Below are 17,828 nucleotides of genomic sequence, written 5' to 3'. Positions count from 1 at the left end.
AAACAATGTCTGGTGGGCATCAAAGTTGGTGGCTTTTTGTCGTTTCTCGTTCGCGGTTGCGTCGTTTGACACGTCTCGCTATCTTCCCGCGTCGCCGGGATTGAGGTAGCGAATGAACAGGTGGGCGGATCACTGGCTGGTGGCGTGGGTGCTGGCGTGCGCCGCGTTCGCGTTTGCGGTGGTCAGCGCGCGCCCGTTCGCGTCGTCCTGGAACGACGGCAGCCGACTCGCGTCGGTGGAATCGCTCGTCGAACGCAACACGTTCTGCATTGATGAGAGCGTGTTTCTGAACCCGCCCGCGGAACTCTTCGAGCGCGGTACCCCGGCCTACGATCCCGACAACGCGCTCGCCCAACGCGGGACACTCGACAAGCTTCGTATCGACGGGCGCTACTACTCCGACAAGCCACCGCTCGTGAGCGTTCCGCTCGCGGTCGCATACCGCGGGCTGATGCAACTCGGGCTGCCCGCGCCGAGCCAACGACCCGATTTGTTCGCGCACGTCGTGTGCGTGCTGCTGAGCGGTGTGGGGTTCGCGGTCGCGGTGGGGTGCATGTGGAGCCTCGGCACCCGCATCGGGCTTTCACCGGGCTGGCGCTTCGCGTGGCTGGCCGCGTTCGCACTAGCAACCGTACTGCCGACGTACACGCGGAGCGCGAACAATCACATCGCCCAACTCGGGGCAGTGGCGGCAATCTGTGTACTGCTGTGTCGGATTGCGGATCTGGCCGCGGTGGGGCGAACGGCATGGGCGTCGCTCGTGGCCGCGGGGTTCATTACGGGGTTCGCGTACAACTTGGATTTCGGCGTCGGTCCGCCGCTCGTGCCGGTCGTGCTGGTGATCGTCGCCATACGAACTCGGCGCGTGCTTCCCGTATTGGTGTGCGGCGCTGCGATGCTGCCCTGTGTGGTGACGGGCCACGCGATCAATTACGCGATCGGCGGCGACTGGCTCCGCCCGTTGAACATGCACCCCGAATACCTGAACTGGCCCGGTAGCCCGTTCGAGACGACTATGACCGGCGTGGTGCGCCCGCGCCCACTTGCGCAGCTCGCGTACACGTTCGACTTGCTCTTCGGCAAGAAAGGCTTCCTCACCCACAACCCGCCGCTACTGCTCGCGCTGACCGCAGGAGCTTTAGTGCTGTGGCGTCGAGGGACGACGCACCGCACGGAACTGCTCGGGCTGATCGCGTGGTGTGCGATGGGTTGGGCGATGTACGGCGTGCTCTCGAAGAACCACGGGGGCGGGTGCGTGACCGTTCGGTGGTTCGTGCCGTTCCTCGCTCCGGGGTTCTGGCTCCTCGCGAAGATCATCCGGGAACGAACCGAGTTCCGACGCGACTTCGTTGTTCTGGCCGCCTGGGGGCTTCCGCTCGCGGTGAGTGCGTGGATCGTCGGTCCTTGGTGGGCGCGCGTGGTGCCACTCTACTGGTGGGTGTTCGGTGGCTCGCTCGTGTCGTGGGCTGCGATTCGTTGGCACGCAGCACGAACCCAACCCGCACCGGCGCTGGTGCTTCCCTCACCGAGCGAAGTGCCCGGGGCGCGGGCAGCCTAAACCGGTCGGAGCGAGCGTATACTGGGGTATGTACGCGGTGTCGGCTCGTTCCCACCCGAAAGGTGTCATGGCCAAAGCTCCACCGCCCCCGGCCGAACCGACGGTCACGTTCTGGGGGGCCGCGCGAACCGTAACCGGTTCGATGCACCAACTCACGACCGGCAACAAAACGATCCTGCTCGATTGCGGGCTGTTCCAGGGCAAGCGGTCCGAGAGCTACCTTCGTAATCGCGACTTCCCGTTTCGCACGCGCGACATCGACGCGGTGGTTCTCAGCCACGCGCACGTGGACCATTGCGGCAACCTGCCGAACCTCGTGCGTCGGGGGTTCGCCGGGCCGATTTACTGCACGCCGGCCACTCGCGCGCTCGCCGCGGTGATGCTCGGTGATGCTGCCAAGATTCAGGAAGAGGACGCGAACTACCTGAACCACAAGCGCGCGAGGCACGAGCCGAAAATCACCCCACTATTCGACGCACGCGACGTGTTCCGCACGTTGACCAAGATGCAGGCGGTGCGGTACGGCGAGCGGTTCACGCTGAGCAAGGGAATCGAAGTCACGTTCGCGGACGCCGGGCACCTGCTCGGTTCGGCCACGGTTCACCTGCGTCTCGAAGGACCGAACGGCGAACGGCGTGTCACGTTTACAGGCGACGTGGGGCGGCCGGGGCTGCCCATTCTGCGCGACCCGGAACCGATCCCCGCGTGCGACCTGCTCATCAGCGAGAGTACCTACGGCGGACACACGCACGAACACGTGGACGAAACCGCCGACAAGCTGGGCGAAGTGGTGCGCCGGACGATCGAACGCGGCGGGCGCGTCATTATTCCTGCGTTCGCGGTCGGTCGTACCCAGACGGTGGTGTACTTCCTGCACCAACTCATTTCGAGCGGCAAACTGCCGCCCATCCCGATATTCGTGGACAGCCCGATGGCGAACCGGGCCACCGAAGTGTTCCGCGCGCACACCGAGTGCTTCGACGAAGAAACGCTCGCGCTACTCAACGTACACCCGGACCTGTTCGGCGAGAAGCATGTGAGGTACGTCGAAACTGTAAACGAGAGCGTGAAGCTGAACCGGCGCGAGGGGCCGTGCGTGGTGATCTCGGCCAGCGGGATGTGCGAGGCCGGGCGCATTTTGCACCACCTGAAGCACGGACTCGGCGACCCGCGCAACACGATCCTCATCGCCGGCTACCAAGCCACGGATACGCTCGGTCGGCGCCTGGTCGAGAAGCGTCCGGAGGTCCGCGTGCTGGGGCGACCGTGCCCGGTGAAGGCCGAGGTCGTGGTGCTGAACGGGCTATCCAGCCACGCCGACCACGGCGACATGCTGCGGATGCTCGGCCCGCTGGCCGCTTCCACATCGCGCGTGCGCCTCGTTCACGGGGAACCCGAACGGGCAACGAAACTGGTGGACGGACTCAAGGAAATTGGGTTCGCTGACGTCAGCATTCCCGAACGAGGCGAGACGGTGGTGGTGTGAGGTACGTAAGCGAGAGTGGCCACAAAAGGGCACAACAAGCACAAAAAGAAGGCAATTCAGCCACGGATGAACACAGACAACGCGGATCAGGAATTCGTTAAATTCAATGCTTCGTGTTGAATTTGATTAGGTGCTATCCATTCGCGCTTTTGTAGCGTGTTGCTCTATCCGTGTTATCTGTGTTCATCCGTGGCGGATTTCGGTTTTCCGTGTCTGCATCATTTGCGGTTCTTTTACTCTTCCAGCTCTTTCAACTCTTTCGCTTCGTCCCGGCAGTTCGGCATCTCGATGCGGCAGCAGCCGAGGTTCAGGGCGTCCTTCGGGATGCCGGCGTTCACTGCATCTTCCAGCACACCGGGGCGCAGCGAGTACAACACGAACCGACCCTGCTTCTTCCCGCGAATCAGGCCCGCGTTCCGCAGCACTCCCAGGTGGTGCGAGACGTTCACGACGTTCTTCAGCCGGAGCATGTCCGCGATCGCGGTCACGTTCTGCGGGCCGTCGGCCAGGAAGCGGACGATTTTCAACCGCTCCGGCGCGGCCAGTGCAGAGAGTAACCGCGCGCAGCGCTGCGGTTCGAGCGGATCTTTGGCCACGAGCGGCACACCTCCGGCGGGACGCGAGAAGCACACACCGGATTTTACATCATTTATGCGATTCGGCGAAGGTCAGCCCGTTATCGCTTTTCGGCCACGCGGAACAGCTCCACCGTACCATCGGCCGCGCCCTTCGCCATGTACCGGCCGTCCGGGGTGAAGGCCAGGCGCGTCGCGGGGCTGCCGGGTATTTCCCACTCGCGGAACTGCGCACCCGTGCGGAAGCTCCAGTTGCGCACGCGGAGGTCGTCGCCGACGCTCACGAGCGTATCCGCTTCCCGCGAAATCACTAGCGCGCGAACCGCCCCCGCGTGACCCTTCAGTTCGGCGCGCACGTTCGGTTTGATCGCGGTCAGATCCCAGAGCCGAATCAGCCCGTCCTGGCTCGCGGTCGCCAGTGTTTTGCCGTCGGGCGAGTAGGTCAGTGCGTTGACTTCGCCCCCGTGCGACAGCACGGCCCGTTCCGTCGAGCGGATTCGGCTAAGGGTCCACAACCGGATGGTCGCGTCGCGTGACGCGGTTGCTGCGCCCATCCCATCGGGTGAAAACGCGACCGCTCGGACCGGTTGTGTGTGGCCCAACAACAGAGCGCGAGCTTCGCTCGTTGATCCGCGTGTTGGTTCCCAGATACGCAGCGTGCGGTCTTCGCCCGCGCCCGCGACTTGCTTCCCATCAGGCGAGAAATTCAGAGCGTCAACGGCCCCGCGTGCGCCGCGGAGCGTACCGGCTTCCTGTGGAGCCTTATCGGACACGTCGTAGAGCCAAACGAAGCCGTTCAACGACCCGGAACCGACCGCCAGCGTGCGGCTGTTCGGCGCGAACGTGAGTGCGTGGAGCTTGTCGCCGGATTTCTGTAAGACGGAACGCTCGCTGGGCTTACTACTAGCGATGTCCCAGATACGGGCGGTCCCGTCGCTACTCGCCGACGCCAGCAAACACCGGTCGGGCGAGAACGCGAGAGAAATGATTTCCGCGGTGTGCCCCTTCAGGCGCGCGATCTGCTTGGCGGGGGTGGAGATCAGCGCTGCTTTGTTGGTTAAAGTTTGTGCGTCCACGCGATCGGTCCCCGGCGGGTCTGGTTCCAAGTACAGGAACTCTAATACACAACCCGCCGGGACGCGCGCGTTCGCTCGAAACATCGCCCAGTGGCAGCATTTAGCCGAGACGCGACGCGGCCCGAAAGTGATACTCTGATAGTGGACCCTCTGGCGCGAAGTTCCCGCAATTTGGTGCCCGGGCATGAAGTTTTGCGCTGTCAACGTGATCGCCTACGAACGGAGTTCCCATGACGCACGATGTGTTCGGCAAGCTGCGGTTCCGGGACGCCGACGAGTCGTGGGCCGGGTCCGCAGCGCTCGCGCGGTTCGCGACCATTGGCGTGATGCCGGAACCGGCGCCGCTGACCGAAGAAGAAGCCGTGCGGATGGCGGCCGACATGAACGCGGCCCTGGAGAACATCAAGGCCCAGATGCGCGAGCGGTTCGGCGATCAAGCTGATAAGGCGTTCGCGGAGATTGATCGCGAGGCTGAAGAAGAGGCCGAAGCGGAAGCGACCGAGGAGCCGGACCCGCGGGACGCGGAGCGCGAAAAGCGGCGCGCCGTCCGGCGCGAAAAGCGCGCGGCGCTACTGGCGAAGGGCCGGTTCCCGTTCCGAATCGCCGGACCGAGCGGGACCGAGCCGTCGCCGAAACAAGAAGCTGCGTTCCGGTTCCTTGTGGAGAACGAATCGGCCGTCTTCGATGCCGTGTGCGAACAGGTGTGGCAATCGTTCCGCAGCGCGTTCGAGCAGGAAGAATGGCGGTTGGTTGCTGGGGTGAAGCCCGCTGCCAGTCTTGCAGAGTTACAGGGGCGGTTCGCGGTTCCGCGTGTCGACATCACGTATGAGGCCCGCGGCGGCTTCGCGCACCTCGCGTTCCTGATCGAGTCCGACTGGCAGGACGAGCACGGCCTTGTGGTCGTGTACTCGCCGGACGAACGAGCCGCACATTGGACCTCTTGGGAGGGGCTGTACGACCTGCTCGAATCGGACGAACCCGAGGGCGACGCGGACGAGTACGTCCCCACGCCGCACGACCTGCTGCTCGAAGCGATCCTTACGGGCGATGAGGAGCGAGCACGTGAACTAGAAGCGGCCGGCGCGAAAATCAATGAGTTAGGGCCGGACGAGTACCCGCCGCTGTGGATCTCGGTCGACCAGATCGAAGTCGAGGAAGTGCGCCGGTTGCTGGCTCACGGCGCCGACCCGACCCTCTCGAACCCGGACGAGCGGAGCACCCCGTTGCGGCACGCGAAGCGCATGTACCGCGACATGGGATTCTCCCCGTCGAAGAACCAGGACCAATTGTTGAACGACATGTTCGCGATGATCCGCGAAACCGCCGGCGACAAATTCAACGACCTCAAGGTCCGACTGGAAGAGATCATCCACTTGCTCGAAGCCGCTCAGGTTTGAGCGGCCGTCGTCGGAAATCGTGTCGCAGGTCGGAGGTCGAATGTCGAAGCATCCGGTTAGAGGTGTTTTGGCCTTCGACTTTAAGACCTGCGACCTTCCGACCTGCGACAAGACCCTCACAACTGCTTACCGGCGAGCCAACCGGTGCTCCACGCGGACTGGAAGTTGTAGCCGCCGATCCATCCGTCGAGGTCGAGCACTTCGCCAGCGAAGTACAGCCCCGGTGCCCGCTTGCTTTGCATCGTGCGCGAGTCTACTTCGTCGAGACTCACGCCCCCGGCCGTCACTTCGGCCTTCTCGAAGCCCAACGTCCCGCGGAGTGGGAGCCGCAATCGTTTAGCCGCGGCGACGAGCGCGAGTCGGTCGGGTTTCGCCAGCGCCGCGGCCTTTCGATCGACCGCCATCCCGCACAGCACGAGTAACTGATCCGCCAATCGCCGCGGTAGCTTTTCTGCCAGTATCACCGCGAGTTGCTTCTTGCCCGAAGCCAAAGATTCTGCACGCAGGAACTCGTCGAATGCCTGTTCTGTTTCCAGGGGCAGAAAATCCGCTTCGAGGATGAGGGACGACGGTTTCGCGTGCCCGCTCACGGCGCGGCTCACATCGAGTGGGGCGGGGCCGGTCAGTCCGAAGTGGGCGAACAGCACCGATCCGCGGCGCTGGCTGAGTGCTTTCCCCTGTTCGGGTATCACTTTCAGGTTCACGTCGGGAATCGTGATCCCGCGAAGTTCGCCGACCCACGCCGGTTGCACGGTGAGCGGCACGAGCGCGGGGCGCGTTGGCACGATCGTGTGGCCGAACTTCATGGCGATCGCGTAGCCGTCGCCGGTGGTGCCGCACCCCGGATACGATTTCCCGCCCGTTGTGACGAGCACACGCTCCGCCGTGAGCACGCGCGTCACCGTGGACACGCGGAACCCGCCCTCGGGGTGCGGGTCGATGTCTTTTACGGGTTCCGTGAGCGCGAGCGTTGCACCGCTGCGGGCGAGGCGCTTCATCAGCGCTTCGAGCACGTCAACCGCGCGATCGCTGACCGGGAACACTTTGCCGGTGTCTTCGACCTTCGTCGCGACCCCTTCGTTGTTAAAGAGTGTGACGATTTCTCGCGGACCGATCGCCGCGAGCGCGGAGTGGAGGAACTTCCCGTTAGTGCCGAACGCTTCCACGATGCCGCGTGCGTCGCAGTCGTGCGTAATGTTGCACCGCGTGCCGCCGGACATGAGGATCTTCACACCGGGCTTTTTGCCCTTCTCCAGAAGGAGCACCTTGCGCCCGCGCTCGGCCGCGTGGATCGCAGCCATCAGCCCAGCAGCTCCGGCACCCACGATAATCGCGTCGTAATCAAACACCGTCATTATCGCTCCGATCGACGTGAGATTGCTGCATCACCCGCGCTGGAGCATACGCCCGATGAACTCATGGAAGTCGTCCGCGACGTCGATTGCAGACGACCACTCCATAGGGGTGAACGGCACGGCTCGAATGGGGTAGGGGGAGTCGTGTCGGGTGTCGAACCCGATGAGAACCTCGCCGCCGTCATCGCCGAATCCCACGAATCCCGGCACGCACTGCTGAATTTCATAGACCCGGTTGTATTCAATCACAGCTCGAGCCGGCCAAATGCGGGCATAACTGGGATATCCAGCAAGCGAGGCATGCCCACCGTTGCTGAGCCGGAGCAGATCCAAATACTCCGTCGGCAGTAGGGCAGGCGACCAAACTACCAAATCTGCAAGGTCAACGGGGGATATGGGTGTGTTTCCGTCCCATTGGTGTTTGTCTCCCCGCAATACCTCACGCAATTCCATACTGATTCCTTGTGCCAACTCTGTGTTCGTTGCTCGAAGCGAAGCTGGCCGTTTCGTACCACACCACGGGCAGAATGCGCCCGGCTTGACTACTCCAGCATTGACGGCCATTGCATCGAAGGCGATTGTATCAGCCCGACCGGGCAAACCTGGGACCGCGGGCATCTTGCCCGCTCTTCGTTGTGAAAGTCAAAAGAGCGGGCAAGATGCCCGCGGTCCCAGGTGAAACACCAGGCGCCTTGTCTCTCGTGCGCGCTTCGCGCATGCTGGAGTTATGCTCTCGTTCACGACCCCCGAATTCCTGTGGCTGTCGCCGCTGGCACTGGTTGTTGCGTGGTGGTGGCGCCGGCGCCGTCGGCCCGCGCTACGCTTTAGTGATGTTAGCGGCTTCGGGAACCACACCGGTCGGCGGGCGTCGTTTGCGGCTTGGGGCGGTCCCGTGCTTCGCGGGCTGGCGTGTCTGTGCCTCGTCGTTGCGTGCGCCGGCCCCGCCGGCCGGACGCGCGCACGCCGCTCCCGTCCGAAGGGATCGCGCTCGTGATGGCGCTCGACGTGAGCGGCAGCATGGGCACCGAAGACGTCGCGTGGAGCCTCAACAGCCCGCCGGCGTCGCGCCTCGATGCCGCCCGGCGCGCACTGAAGTTGTTCTTGGCCGGTGGGGACGCCCCCGACGGCACGAAATTCGAGTCTCGCCCGGGCGATTCTGTGGGGTTGGTCGTGTTCGCCGCGGTGCCGCAGACCGCATGCCCGCTCACGCTCAATCACTCGGTGTTCTTCAAGGTCGTCGATGGGCTTCAGCCCAAAGGCGGCGTCGACGCGGGCACGAACATCGGTGACGCGCTCGCCGAGGCGATTGTCCGCCTCGACGCGGTCGATAACCCGAAGAAGGCCCGCGTGCTGATTCTTCTCAGCGACGGCGAACACAACGTCTTCAAGGAAGACGTGCCGGACGCGAAGAAACCCGGTATCGACCGCACGCTGAAGCCGCGCGAAGCCGCGCAACTTGCTGCGAACCTGAACGTAAAGATTTACACCATCGACGCTGGTGGCGAACCGCCTCCGGGTTCCACGCCGGACATGATCGCGCAGCGCCTGGCCGGGCGCCAGGCACTCAAGGACGTGGCCGAGATGACCAGCGGCAAGGCGTTTCACGCCACCAGCGGAACGGACCTGCTCGCCGCGTACCGCGAAATCAGTGCTCTGGAGAAGGTCAAAGATCAAGCTCCGATTTACCGCAAACACTTCGAGTATTATGCGTGGTTCGCGGGGGCCGCACTCGTCTTAATTCTGTCCACACACGCGCTCGATCGCACCCTCTGGCGCGCGGTGACGTGAGACCTTTTCGTGTGGATAGGCAATGGTGAATTTAATGGAATTTCGTTCACTGATTGCGTATAATTCCGTTGTTGAGAGTAGTTGATCCAAGTGCGATCTGAAACTGAAGGTCGGGAACCGTGAGGAAAATGAATGCGTGCCCACCAAATGTTAGCCGTTTACGCGGCCAGTTGGGTGTTGGTGTAGCGTAATTGCCTGGATTTTGGCGTTCTGGTGAGTGCGACGGCCTCGCGGGGCGAGAATGTTAGCAAATGTTAGCGATTAACAATGGCGCTCTTGTGAATTTCTTCAACTCGTCCTCCGGACTGGGCGGGTTGCTGACTGACGCGCGCGAATTTCTCGCGGTGGTGCGGTTGGCCCGGCCGGACGCGCTGTGGTTGTTGCTCCTGCTCCCGTTACTCGGGTTGTTGAACCGCTGGGCCTCGCGGCGCCGAAAGCACGCGGTCGCAACGATCGGGCGCCCGGCGGCCGTGGCCGGTCAGCTCACTCACCCGCGCCCGCCGCGCCGGTGGCTCGGGTTCACATACCCGCTCGCGTGGGCGCTGCTCATTTTGGGCGTCGCTGGTCCCCGGTGGGGTAAGAGCGACGAACCGGGCGTCGCGGTCGGGCGCGACGTGGTCATCGTGATCGACTTGAGCCGCTCGATGCTCGCCGAAGACATGTCCGATCCGAAGGCGAAGACGCGCTGGGAAGGCGCCCGCGCCGGCGCTCTCGATTTGCTCAACACAATGGTCCGACGCGGCGGGCACCGGGTCGGGGTGATCGTGTTTGCGTCGAAACCGAAAGTCCTCTGCCCGGTCACGACCGACTACAAGCACGTAAAGGATGTACTGGAAGACATTAATGGCAAATTCCCGCCGCCGGAGTGCAAAGCTGGAGCGGACCCGAACATCACGTCCGGCACCCGTTTCGGGTCCGCGTTGATTGCGGCTGTCGAGATGCACGATTCGCAGTTCAAAGGTTCACAGGACGTGTTCTTCATCTCCGACGGCGACGACCCGGACGAGAGCGACCGAGAGTGGGTGCGTGGCGCGAACGCTGCCCGCGCCGCGAACGTTCCTGTTTACACTGTGGGCGTCGGCCACCCGACCAAAGTGGCCGTTCCCGAAATCGAGTCTGTAGCGGACCCGTTCGGCACGAAGTTGCAGGAAGAACTGCTGGAGCAAATCGCGCGGGAGACGTCCGGGGAGTACATCGCCGCGCGTACCAGTAACCCGCAGCTCGGTGAGTTCTTTCACAATCGCATCGACGTTCAAAAGGTGCGAACCATCGTGGGCGAGGATCAGGTTCCTCAACCGAAGGAACGCTACCCGTGGGTGCTCGCCCCGGCGCTGTTATTGTTCCTCGGCGGGTGGCTACGCGGTCGGTAAGTAACGAGTGCGGGAAAGTGGGAGCGGCTCGGGGTACAATCGAAGGCGGAAACCGCGAAACGGAGGGTTCAATGGCAACGTCGCGCGTCACGCGGTTCGCTTGTTACCTTTTGCCCCTCTCATTTTGCCTCTTCTTAGCCGCAGCGCCGCCACAAACCGAGTCGCCGGACGATCTCATTCGCCGGGCGAACGACGTGTTCCGCTCCGGGGACAAGGACGCGGCCGACAAGCTCTACGCGACCGCAGAGGAGCGGGCGCCCGATCCGGGGCTGGTCGCGTTCAATCGCGGTGCGGTGCTCTTCGACCGCAAGCAGTACCGCGACGCCGAACAGCACTACGAGCGCGTACTGAAGGACGCCGAGTGCCCGCCGGAACGTGCGGCGCGGGCGTGGTACAACCGCGGTACCTGCCTGTTGTGGCGCGGCGGGTCCATCGACGTGTACCGTGCGGCGATCGCGTGCTTCGAGCACACGCTCGATAGCCCCGTAGCCGATAAGCCGCTCAAGGACCGCGCCGCGGACAACTTGGAACTCGCGAAACTGCTCTGGAACGAAGAGCGGAAGAAGGAAGAAAACAAGAAGAAGTCGCCGAACACGGACGTGCCGCCGGAAGAGAACCCTCAAGCGCGGCCGGACCCGGATAAACAAGCCGGCGGGAACGATGATGCCGGTAACGAAACCGAGCCCTCCCGCAACGGCAACAACCCGAAGAGTGTCGGCACCCAACCGCAGCAACTGCCCAACGGTGCCAACAACCCAATGCCGACCGAGCAGACGGCGCCCGGGAACAACGCGACCATCCAACCGCTCGAAGACAAGAGCGAGGTTCAGCAACTCAGCGAAAAAGACGCGCGCGCGAACATGTCCGAGATCGTAAAACGCATCAAGCGCGAACAGCAGTCGCTTCTGCGAACGCTCTACGGTCCCGAGCGCCCGAGCGTGCGGGATTGGTAGCAGTTCGACGTGAGTGGTAACTGAGTGCAACAGCGAGTGAACGGAGGTTGGCAGAACGATGGCTCAGCGATGCACATTTCGCCCGCGCTGGGTTGGTATTTGCTGTTTTGCCTTTTGCCTTTTCCCTTTTGTCTTTCTCACCGCTAACGGGCAACCGGCCTTCTTCGAGCCGAAAGAAGATTACTACAAGGCGAAGGGGCGCAGCGTCCGCGTGAAGTGGGAAATCGAACCGACGACGGTTCAGGTGAGCAGCAATTTCTCGGTGACGCTGGTAGTTACCGGCGCTCAGAATCCGACCGAGATCGTGAAGCCCGATTTGCGGAAACTGAAAGCGTTCGACGTATTCAAGGTCACCGACGTCGCGGACCCGCCACGCGACGCGCAGGCAAAAGAGGTGCGGTTCGCGTACAAGCTCGCTCCGCGGAACACGTCCGTGAAGGAAGTGTCCGAGTTCAAGTTCCATTACTTCAACCCGTCCGCAGCGCCGGGGGCCAAACAGTTCCCGTCGACGCGAGCTGAGGCTGTTGAAATTACCGTACTGGAGCCGCCGAAGGTCGAGCGCCCCGTGGTGCCGCTCGACGCACCGGAATTCCTGTTTCACGCTGCGACCGGACCGGACGTGCTCGGGAGCGGGCCGCAGGTGCCGTGCCGGTGGGCGTGGCTCGCGGCGGGGTGCTTCGGCCCACTCGCGGCATTCGGCTGGTTGCTCGTGTGGCGCCGAGTGTATCCGGACGCGGCCCGACTCGCGCGCATGCGCCGGTCGCGAGCGGCTCGGCGCGCGAACGACATGATTCGCAAGGCGAGCCGTACCCCAGACCCGCCCGCGACCATTGCGAACGCGGTGCTGGGCTACCTGCGTGCGCGGTTCCCGCTTCCCGAATCGGCCGCGACCCCCGCGGAAATCGCCGCTGCGTTGAAAGAGCATCGCGTGCCCGAAGAGATCGCCGAACGGACGAGTGACGTGTTCCGCGCCTGTGACCGCGCCCGGTTCGCGCCTTCTGGTGACAACGAGCTGGCGCTTGCCGCGAGTGCCGAAGCCGCCGTCACCCGGCTGGAGGCGCTCGCGTGAATGGTCTGGTTGCTCGGAATCAAACGGACCAAATGGGTCAAATGCTCCCGGGGTTGAAACCCCGGGCTATTCCCGGTGGCCCAGTTGGGGCCGCAAATACAAGAAGTTGGCGCACCCGCTTTCGGACCCCGAAGGGGTCACCGGGAATAGCCCGGGGTTTCAACCCCGGGGCCGTAATCCCCGGGTTTATGTGGTGTGTAGCCCTCGCGCTCCTTTGGGCCTCACCCGCACGAGCGACTTCGTCCACGGACACACTCGTTGCGGCGGAACGTGCGTTTGCGGAGGGAGTGGAACTCCGCGGCGATGCCGACCGCGCTAAGGTCGCGTTCGCGCGTGCGGCGGCCGGGTACGACGAACTCTGGGCACAAGGGCACCACACGGCCGAACTTGCGCTGAACCGCAGTCGCGCCCACCGGCTCGCCGGGAACCTGCCGCGGTGTATTGCGGCCCTTCACGACGGTTTGGCCGTCGCTCGGTTCGCTCGCCCGCTTCAGGTGGAACTCGAAGACGCGCGCTCGCGAGTGCTGTACCCGATCGAGGGCGAACTCGCGGGGCAGGGGCGTCCGCGCCAGGCACGCACCGTGAGCACACGCATGTCGCCCGCAGACGCATGGGCGCTTGTGGGTTTCGCGTGGCTTCTCGCGTGCGGTGGAATCGTGCGGTGCGTCATGACACGGAACGCACTCTGGCTCGCCTTCACCACGTTCTGGGTGGCCGCGCTCGGGTTACTCACTGTGCTGTGGGTGCAGGACGCCGACCAGCGCGTCCAGGAATCGCAGCCGCTTCTGGTAGTGACGGACGAGGTGTATTTGCGAAAGGGGAACGCGACCGAGTACCCCGCGCGAATCGAACCCGCACTGCCGAAAGGGGCTGAGGTGCGAGAACTGGTCCGGCGCGGCGGGTGGGTTCAGGTGCAGTTGCCCGGCGGAATGGCCGGCTGGCTCCCGGAGGCGTCCGTCATTCCGTGCGGCGGGTAGCGGACATTGAACGCCGGAACGGGAGCGTGATCTGCCCCGTTGCCTTCATTCACCGAGGTGTTCACCGAGTGCGGCACGCAGGCGCGCCTCGAACGCGGGCGAGAGCGAGCAGCATTTCGGGAGCGCGCGGGCAACCCGCACCGTGTGCGAGTACGTTGCGACGAACCCCTCGCACTTCTTGCACCCGCTGATATGGATCGAAACAGTCTCATGGTGTTCGATCACCAGTTCGCCGTTCAGGTAGTCCACCAGGAGGGCCGCCAGTTCCGTGCAGGTCATGATGCGTCCTTGTCCTCAAAGTGCGGGGCCAGCAGGTCGCGCATCCGCATTCGCGCCCGGTGCAGGCGGCTCTTCACGGCGGGTACGCTCAGCCCCAGCATGGTGCCGATGTCGGAGTTGGGCAGACCTTCCACATCGGCGAGCAGGTAAACGTCGCGGAACGGCTCGGGCAGTTCGGTGATCGCTTTCTCGATGATTGCCTGCTGCTCGGCTGCTAACACCGGTTCGTCCGGTGGCAGGTTCCAGCGCTTGACTTCGGTCTCGGGCGCGACCGCATCGAGGGCCTCGTCCGCCAGGTCGGCAGACTCGTGCTTCTGCCGGTTCGCGCGTTTCGCGCGGTGGGCCAGTGCCGCGTTTACAGTGACGCGGTGCAGCCATGTCGAAATCTGTGAGTCGCCGCGGAACGAGTCGAGTTTGCGCACCACCTGGAGCAATACGTCTTGCGTCACGTCTTCGGCGTCGGCGTCGTTACCGAGCATCCGACGGGCGAGATTGAATATGCGCGGCGCGTATTCACGGAACACCAGTTCCGGCGTGAGTTTCTCGGGCAGCGGTGCGACCATGCGGCGGCTCGCGGGCGAGGGGCGGGCTTCTCCCTACCATAGCAAGGAACGCCGAAGGGGTGAAAGGTGAAGGGGCGAAAGGCGCAAAGAACCTGCCCCAATCACCGTCCGCGCACAGCGGATTCGTTTTCACCCTTTCACCCCTTCACCTTTCGCTCCGGACCGCATGAAAGCCGCTCTTTTCGACTTCGACGGCACCCTCGCCGACAGCTTCGCCGCCATCACGTCGAGCACCAACCACGTGCGTCAGAGCTACGGCCTCCCGCCGTTGCCCGAGGCCGAGGTGTGCCGCTACGTGGGCTACGGTCTTGCGAACCTCATGGCCGATCTCGTACCAGGGGCGCCGGTGGACGAAGCCGTCGCCCGGTACCGCGAGCACCACGCGGGGGTGATGGTCGCGGAAACACGCCTCATGCCCGGCGTCGGTGACACGATTCGGGCGCTCGCGGAACGTGGACTGAAACTCGGCGTGTGCAGCAACAAGCGCGTTGAATTCACACGCGAACTCGTCCGCGCACTCGGGCTGGCCGACTGTTTTGCTTGCGTTCTGGGGCCGGACGACGTCTCGGACCGGGCAAAACCCGATCCCGCTATGCTCTTAGAGGGGCTGAAGCGCTTAGGGGTTTCAGCGAGCGAGACAATTTATGTCGGCGACATGGTCGTTGACGTGCGGACCGCGCGTGCAGCTGGGGTCGCGGTGTGGCTTGTGCCCACGGGAACAACGGAGCCGGATGCTCCTGCGGACCGAATTCTGGCGTCGTTCACGGAGCTGTTAGAACTGCTGCCCGCACACGGCTAAATCTCCTCGCTCATCTCAAAAAGCATGGGGTCGGTCAGCGGACAGCTCATTGCTGTCCGCTGACCGACCCCACGCGAAACGTTCCTTTGTTTCCGACTTACCTCGGCTTCTTCGCGGGTTTGCCGACCGGAGCCGGCTGTGTTTTCGGTTGCTCAGCCGGCGGTTGTTGGGCTTTGGGTGGTTGAACGACCTTCGTCGGTGGTGCAGTCGGAACTATGGCTGCTGGTCGCGGTTGAACCACCGGCGCCGGTTGCGCTTTGGGCTGTACCGTAGGGGCAACCGCGACCGGCTTGGGTTGTGGTTGCACAGCCGGAACAACCGCAAGCGACGGTTTCTGGTCTCCCTTTGGCGGGGACGTAGGGCGCGGGTCGGCCTTCGGGGGCGTTGGTGGGTTTCTCTTTGGCTCGACCTTCGGTGTGACCGGCCGGGTTGTTGGCCCCTTCGGTTCGATTTTTGGTAGCGGCGTTGTGGGCGGGATGACCGGGGGCTTCGGGTCAACCCTTGGCGGCGGAGTCACCGGTGGTTGAGTCGGAGGAACGACCGGAGGCGTCGTTGGCTTCGGATCAACCTTGGGAACTACTGGCGTGCCTTTTGGCGGATCAACCTTCGGCGTTGTAGGCGGAATGACCGGTTTCGGATCGACTTTGGGCGGGTCGGTCTTCGGCATCGGGCTGACCGGTGGATTAACCGGGGGCTTCGGGTCCACTTTGGGAAGCGGAGTTCCCGGCGTCTTTGGCGGGTCGATCTTCGGTGTCGTCGGATTCACCGGGGGCGTTGTGGGCGGCACACCTGGCTTCACCGGCATCTTGGGATCGATCTTGGGCGGATCAACCTTAGGCATCGGGTTCACTGGGGTTCCCGGCGTCTTCGGGTCGATCTTAGGTGTTGGGTTGACCGAAGGATTCACCGGAGTTTTCGGGTCCACCTTCGCGCCGGGGGTGTTGACCGACCGGTGCGGGTTCGGCGGCGGAGCTTTCTTCTCGTCGGTGCTCACCGCGGCGCGCTGGATTGCCGTTTTCGGTACATCCAGTTTGATTGTTTGCGGTTTGGCAGGCGGTTGTGTAACGCCCGGGGTTACCACCGGCTTGGGTTGATTCACCGCGGCCGTTTCGAGCTTGGTCCGTTGAACCGCGACCTCGCGAATTTGCTTCGCTGCGGTCGCTTCGTTGCGCCGGCGCTCGGCATTCACCGCCTCGAACTTGGTTCGCTGGAGATCGGGCGCGACCTTCAGAGGCGCGACCATTGCCACGTTTGACACATCGCGGTTGTTCACCGTCGGGGCGCCGTTTACCACCGTGATGTTGTTCGTCACGTTGGTGACGTTCGTTTTGGTGATGTTGTTGATGGTCGTGTTCTGCTGCACGAGCGTGACCGGCGGCCGGGCCACGTCCCCGCGGTACCGGCCGGTGTACAGATCATTCACGCCCCCGCGCCAGCGCGGGCTGCTGCGGTAGTGGACCGAGTAGTAGCTCCACAGTGGGTCGTACCCCCAGGTGCGGCCGACGCCGAATCCGATGCTAAATCCGTTGCGACTCACAGTCCCGCACCACGCGGTGTATCCGCCGGTCGCGTACCGCCGATCGAAGTAGTCGCCGAAGTAGTAGTTCCCGTACCCGCGGCGCACGAACAGCGCGCCCGTCATGCACGGCTCACTGACCACGTACACCGGTGTGTAAACGAACGCGGGCCGGGTGTAGATCGGGCGGGAGATCACGACCGGGGCGAACAGCACGCCGCGGTGAGCGAGCGGGTAATCCCAGTAACCGTCACAAAACACGAATCCGGCCGGGGTCCAGTAGTAGCGCGCGGGCACCCACACCCAGTTGGGTCGGTAATCGATCCAAACGCCCGGGCGCCAGACGTACTTTCCGCGCCACACCCACGAGCCGGGCACGTACACGCTCGTGGTGTTCGGGGCTTCGACCGTCGGCCCAACTTCCAGGGAAACCGGGGGTTGGGACAAGTACTCGATTTCTGGCTGAACTTGTGGTTGCTGGAGTTGTTGTGGTTGTGGCGGTGTCAGTTCCTGCCAAAAGCCTGGAACGTATTGCCACCCGCCCCTCACCTCGCGCCATGAACCCGGCACCCACACGCGCCCCGGGGGCGGCTGGCGCCAGAAGCCGCTCACCCAGATGAACTGGGTGCTCTCTTCGTCCCAGCTCCAGTAACCAGGAATCCACTGCACGTTGTCGCCTTCCGGCTTCTGGTCCGGCGGCAGTTCCTCGACCGGATCGGGCGGTTGCTTCGCGACGACGGGGGATTCGGCCGGCGCTTCCGCGGTGGCTGCGAACGCCTCGTGAACCGGCCCCTTGGCAAGCACCTCAATTCCGTCGCCTTGCCCCGGCTGAGTTGGCGGCGCGGGCTCGACCGGCTGTCCCTGTTGTCCGGGGCGCGGGAGCGGCAGAGGAACGGGCTCGGGATCGGGAGAAACGAGCGGGATCGGGTCTTGTGCCGCCGCGGGGTTAATGGCGACGAGCGCGAGCACAAGTGAGCCGAACACGCCGAGGGGCAGCACCTTCAGCACTCGTTCGGTCATGATTGTGTACCTCAATAAGCAAGGTGCGATCACTTGAATCGTTAAAA

17 protein-coding genes are annotated in these 17,828 nt (G+C 63.8%); 10 read left to right on the top strand and 7 right to left on the bottom strand.

Translation table 11 applies throughout. The features are described 5' to 3' along the window. Positions 1-112: 112 nt before the first annotated feature. Together VT84_RS34735 and VT84_RS34730 are read left to right on the top strand one after the other, a co-directional pair. Entirely contained in the window at positions 113-1,558 is a 1,446-nt protein-coding gene (locus VT84_RS34735; protein ID WP_082842765.1) for a hypothetical protein, read from the top strand. Positions 1,559-1,625: 67 nt separating this feature from the next. Further along, positions 1,626-3,044 carry an MBL fold metallo-hydrolase gene (locus VT84_RS34730; RefSeq protein ID WP_157470174.1) on the top strand — a complete coding sequence of 473 codons (1,419 nt, stop codon included), beginning with the start codon at positions 1,626-1,628 and terminating at the stop codon, positions 3,042-3,044. A gap of 233 nt (positions 3,045-3,277) precedes the next feature. Here VT84_RS34730 and VT84_RS34725 read toward each other — a convergent pair whose 3' ends face one another. Continuing rightward, a complete protein-coding gene (locus tag VT84_RS34725; protein WP_082843495.1) occupies positions 3,278-3,640 on the bottom strand; it encodes an ArsR/SmtB family transcription factor in 363 nt (120 codons plus the stop codon). A gap of 80 nt (positions 3,641-3,720) precedes the next feature. Beyond that, positions 3,721-4,695 carry a WD40 repeat domain-containing protein gene (locus VT84_RS34720; RefSeq protein ID WP_162271950.1) on the bottom strand — a complete coding sequence of 325 codons (975 nt, stop codon included), beginning with the start codon at positions 4,693-4,695 and terminating at the stop codon, positions 3,721-3,723. Positions 4,696-4,925: 230 nt separating this feature from the next. On the opposite strand from VT84_RS34720, the gene VT84_RS34715 reads away from it, so the two are divergent. Further along, positions 4,926-6,092: a DUF6985 domain-containing protein gene (locus tag VT84_RS34715; RefSeq protein ID WP_052550512.1), complete on the top strand. Its 1,167-nt coding sequence runs from the start codon at positions 4,926-4,928 to the stop codon at positions 6,090-6,092. A gap of 116 nt (positions 6,093-6,208) precedes the next feature. Here VT84_RS34715 and VT84_RS34710 read toward each other — a convergent pair whose 3' ends face one another. Next, complete coding sequence (locus VT84_RS34710) at positions 6,209-7,447, bottom strand: NAD(P)/FAD-dependent oxidoreductase (protein WP_082842762.1); 1,239 nt, start codon at positions 7,445-7,447, stop codon at positions 6,209-6,211. Between the two features lie 30 nt (positions 7,448-7,477). Then, entirely contained in the window at positions 7,478-7,900 is a 423-nt protein-coding gene (locus VT84_RS42595) for an SMI1/KNR4 family protein (protein ID WP_082842761.1), read from the bottom strand. Between the two features lie 274 nt (positions 7,901-8,174). Here VT84_RS42595 and VT84_RS42590 point away from each other — a divergent pair, with 274 nt between their 5' ends. From VT84_RS42590 to VT84_RS34675, 6 genes are all read left to right on the top strand, one after another. Then, complete coding sequence (locus VT84_RS42590) at positions 8,175-8,441, top strand: BatA domain-containing protein (protein ID WP_082842760.1); 267 nt, start codon at positions 8,175-8,177, stop codon at positions 8,439-8,441. Continuing rightward, complete coding sequence (locus VT84_RS34695; RefSeq protein ID WP_239465562.1) at positions 8,363-9,235, top strand: vWA domain-containing protein; 873 nt, start codon at positions 8,363-8,365, stop codon at positions 9,233-9,235. Before VT84_RS42590 ends, VT84_RS34695 begins: the two co-directional genes overlap by 79 nt. Positions 9,236-9,486: 251 nt before the next feature. Continuing rightward, positions 9,487-10,605 carry a vWA domain-containing protein gene (locus VT84_RS34690; RefSeq protein WP_082842758.1) on the top strand — a complete coding sequence of 373 codons (1,119 nt, stop codon included), beginning with the start codon at positions 9,487-9,489 and terminating at the stop codon, positions 10,603-10,605. 71 nt (positions 10,606-10,676) lie between these two features. Then, on the top strand, positions 10,677-11,558 hold the full coding sequence (locus VT84_RS34685) for a tetratricopeptide repeat protein (RefSeq protein WP_082842757.1): 882 nt from the start codon (positions 10,677-10,679) through the stop codon (positions 11,556-11,558). Positions 11,559-11,616: 58 nt separating this feature from the next. Continuing rightward, positions 11,617-12,627, top strand: a complete 1,011-nt coding sequence (locus VT84_RS34680; protein WP_082842756.1) for a hypothetical protein — start codon at positions 11,617-11,619, stop codon at positions 12,625-12,627. Between the two features lie 287 nt (positions 12,628-12,914). Further along, positions 12,915-13,604, top strand: a complete 690-nt coding sequence (locus tag VT84_RS34675) for a hypothetical protein (RefSeq protein ID WP_082842755.1) — start codon at positions 12,915-12,917, stop codon at positions 13,602-13,604. 45 nt (positions 13,605-13,649) lie between these two features. Here the strand turns inward: VT84_RS34675 and VT84_RS34670 are convergent, their stop codons facing one another. Together VT84_RS34670 and VT84_RS34665 are read right to left on the bottom strand one after the other, a co-directional pair. After that, a complete protein-coding gene (locus tag VT84_RS34670) occupies positions 13,650-13,883 on the bottom strand; it encodes an anti-sigma factor family protein (RefSeq protein ID WP_052550528.1) in 234 nt (77 codons plus the stop codon). After that, on the bottom strand, positions 13,880-14,446 hold the full coding sequence (locus VT84_RS34665) for an RNA polymerase sigma factor (protein ID WP_052550530.1): 567 nt from the start codon (positions 14,444-14,446) through the stop codon (positions 13,880-13,882). The genes VT84_RS34670 and VT84_RS34665 overlap by 4 nt, the downstream gene beginning before the upstream one ends. 166 nt (positions 14,447-14,612) lie before the next feature. On the opposite strand from VT84_RS34665, the gene VT84_RS34660 reads away from it, so the two are divergent. After that, the gene (locus tag VT84_RS34660; protein WP_082842754.1) at positions 14,613-15,245 is read left to right on the top strand and encodes an HAD family hydrolase; all 633 of its coding nucleotides are present in this window, start codon (positions 14,613-14,615) and stop codon (positions 15,243-15,245) included. Positions 15,246-15,342: 97 nt separating this feature from the next. Here the strand turns inward: VT84_RS34660 and VT84_RS41965 are convergent, their stop codons facing one another. Beyond that, on the bottom strand, positions 15,343-17,781 hold the full coding sequence (locus VT84_RS41965) for a YXWGXW repeat-containing protein (protein ID WP_157470168.1): 2,439 nt from the start codon (positions 17,779-17,781) through the stop codon (positions 15,343-15,345). Between the last annotated feature and the right edge of the window lie 47 nt (positions 17,782-17,828).

The organism is Gemmata sp. SH-PL17 (genome assembly GCF_001610855.1).
GTDB classification, from domain to species: Bacteria; Planctomycetota; Planctomycetia; order Gemmatales; family Gemmataceae; genus Gemmata; species Gemmata massiliana.
Note: the sequence above shows the minus strand (reverse complement) of the source record. Positions and strands in the feature narration are given on the sequence as shown.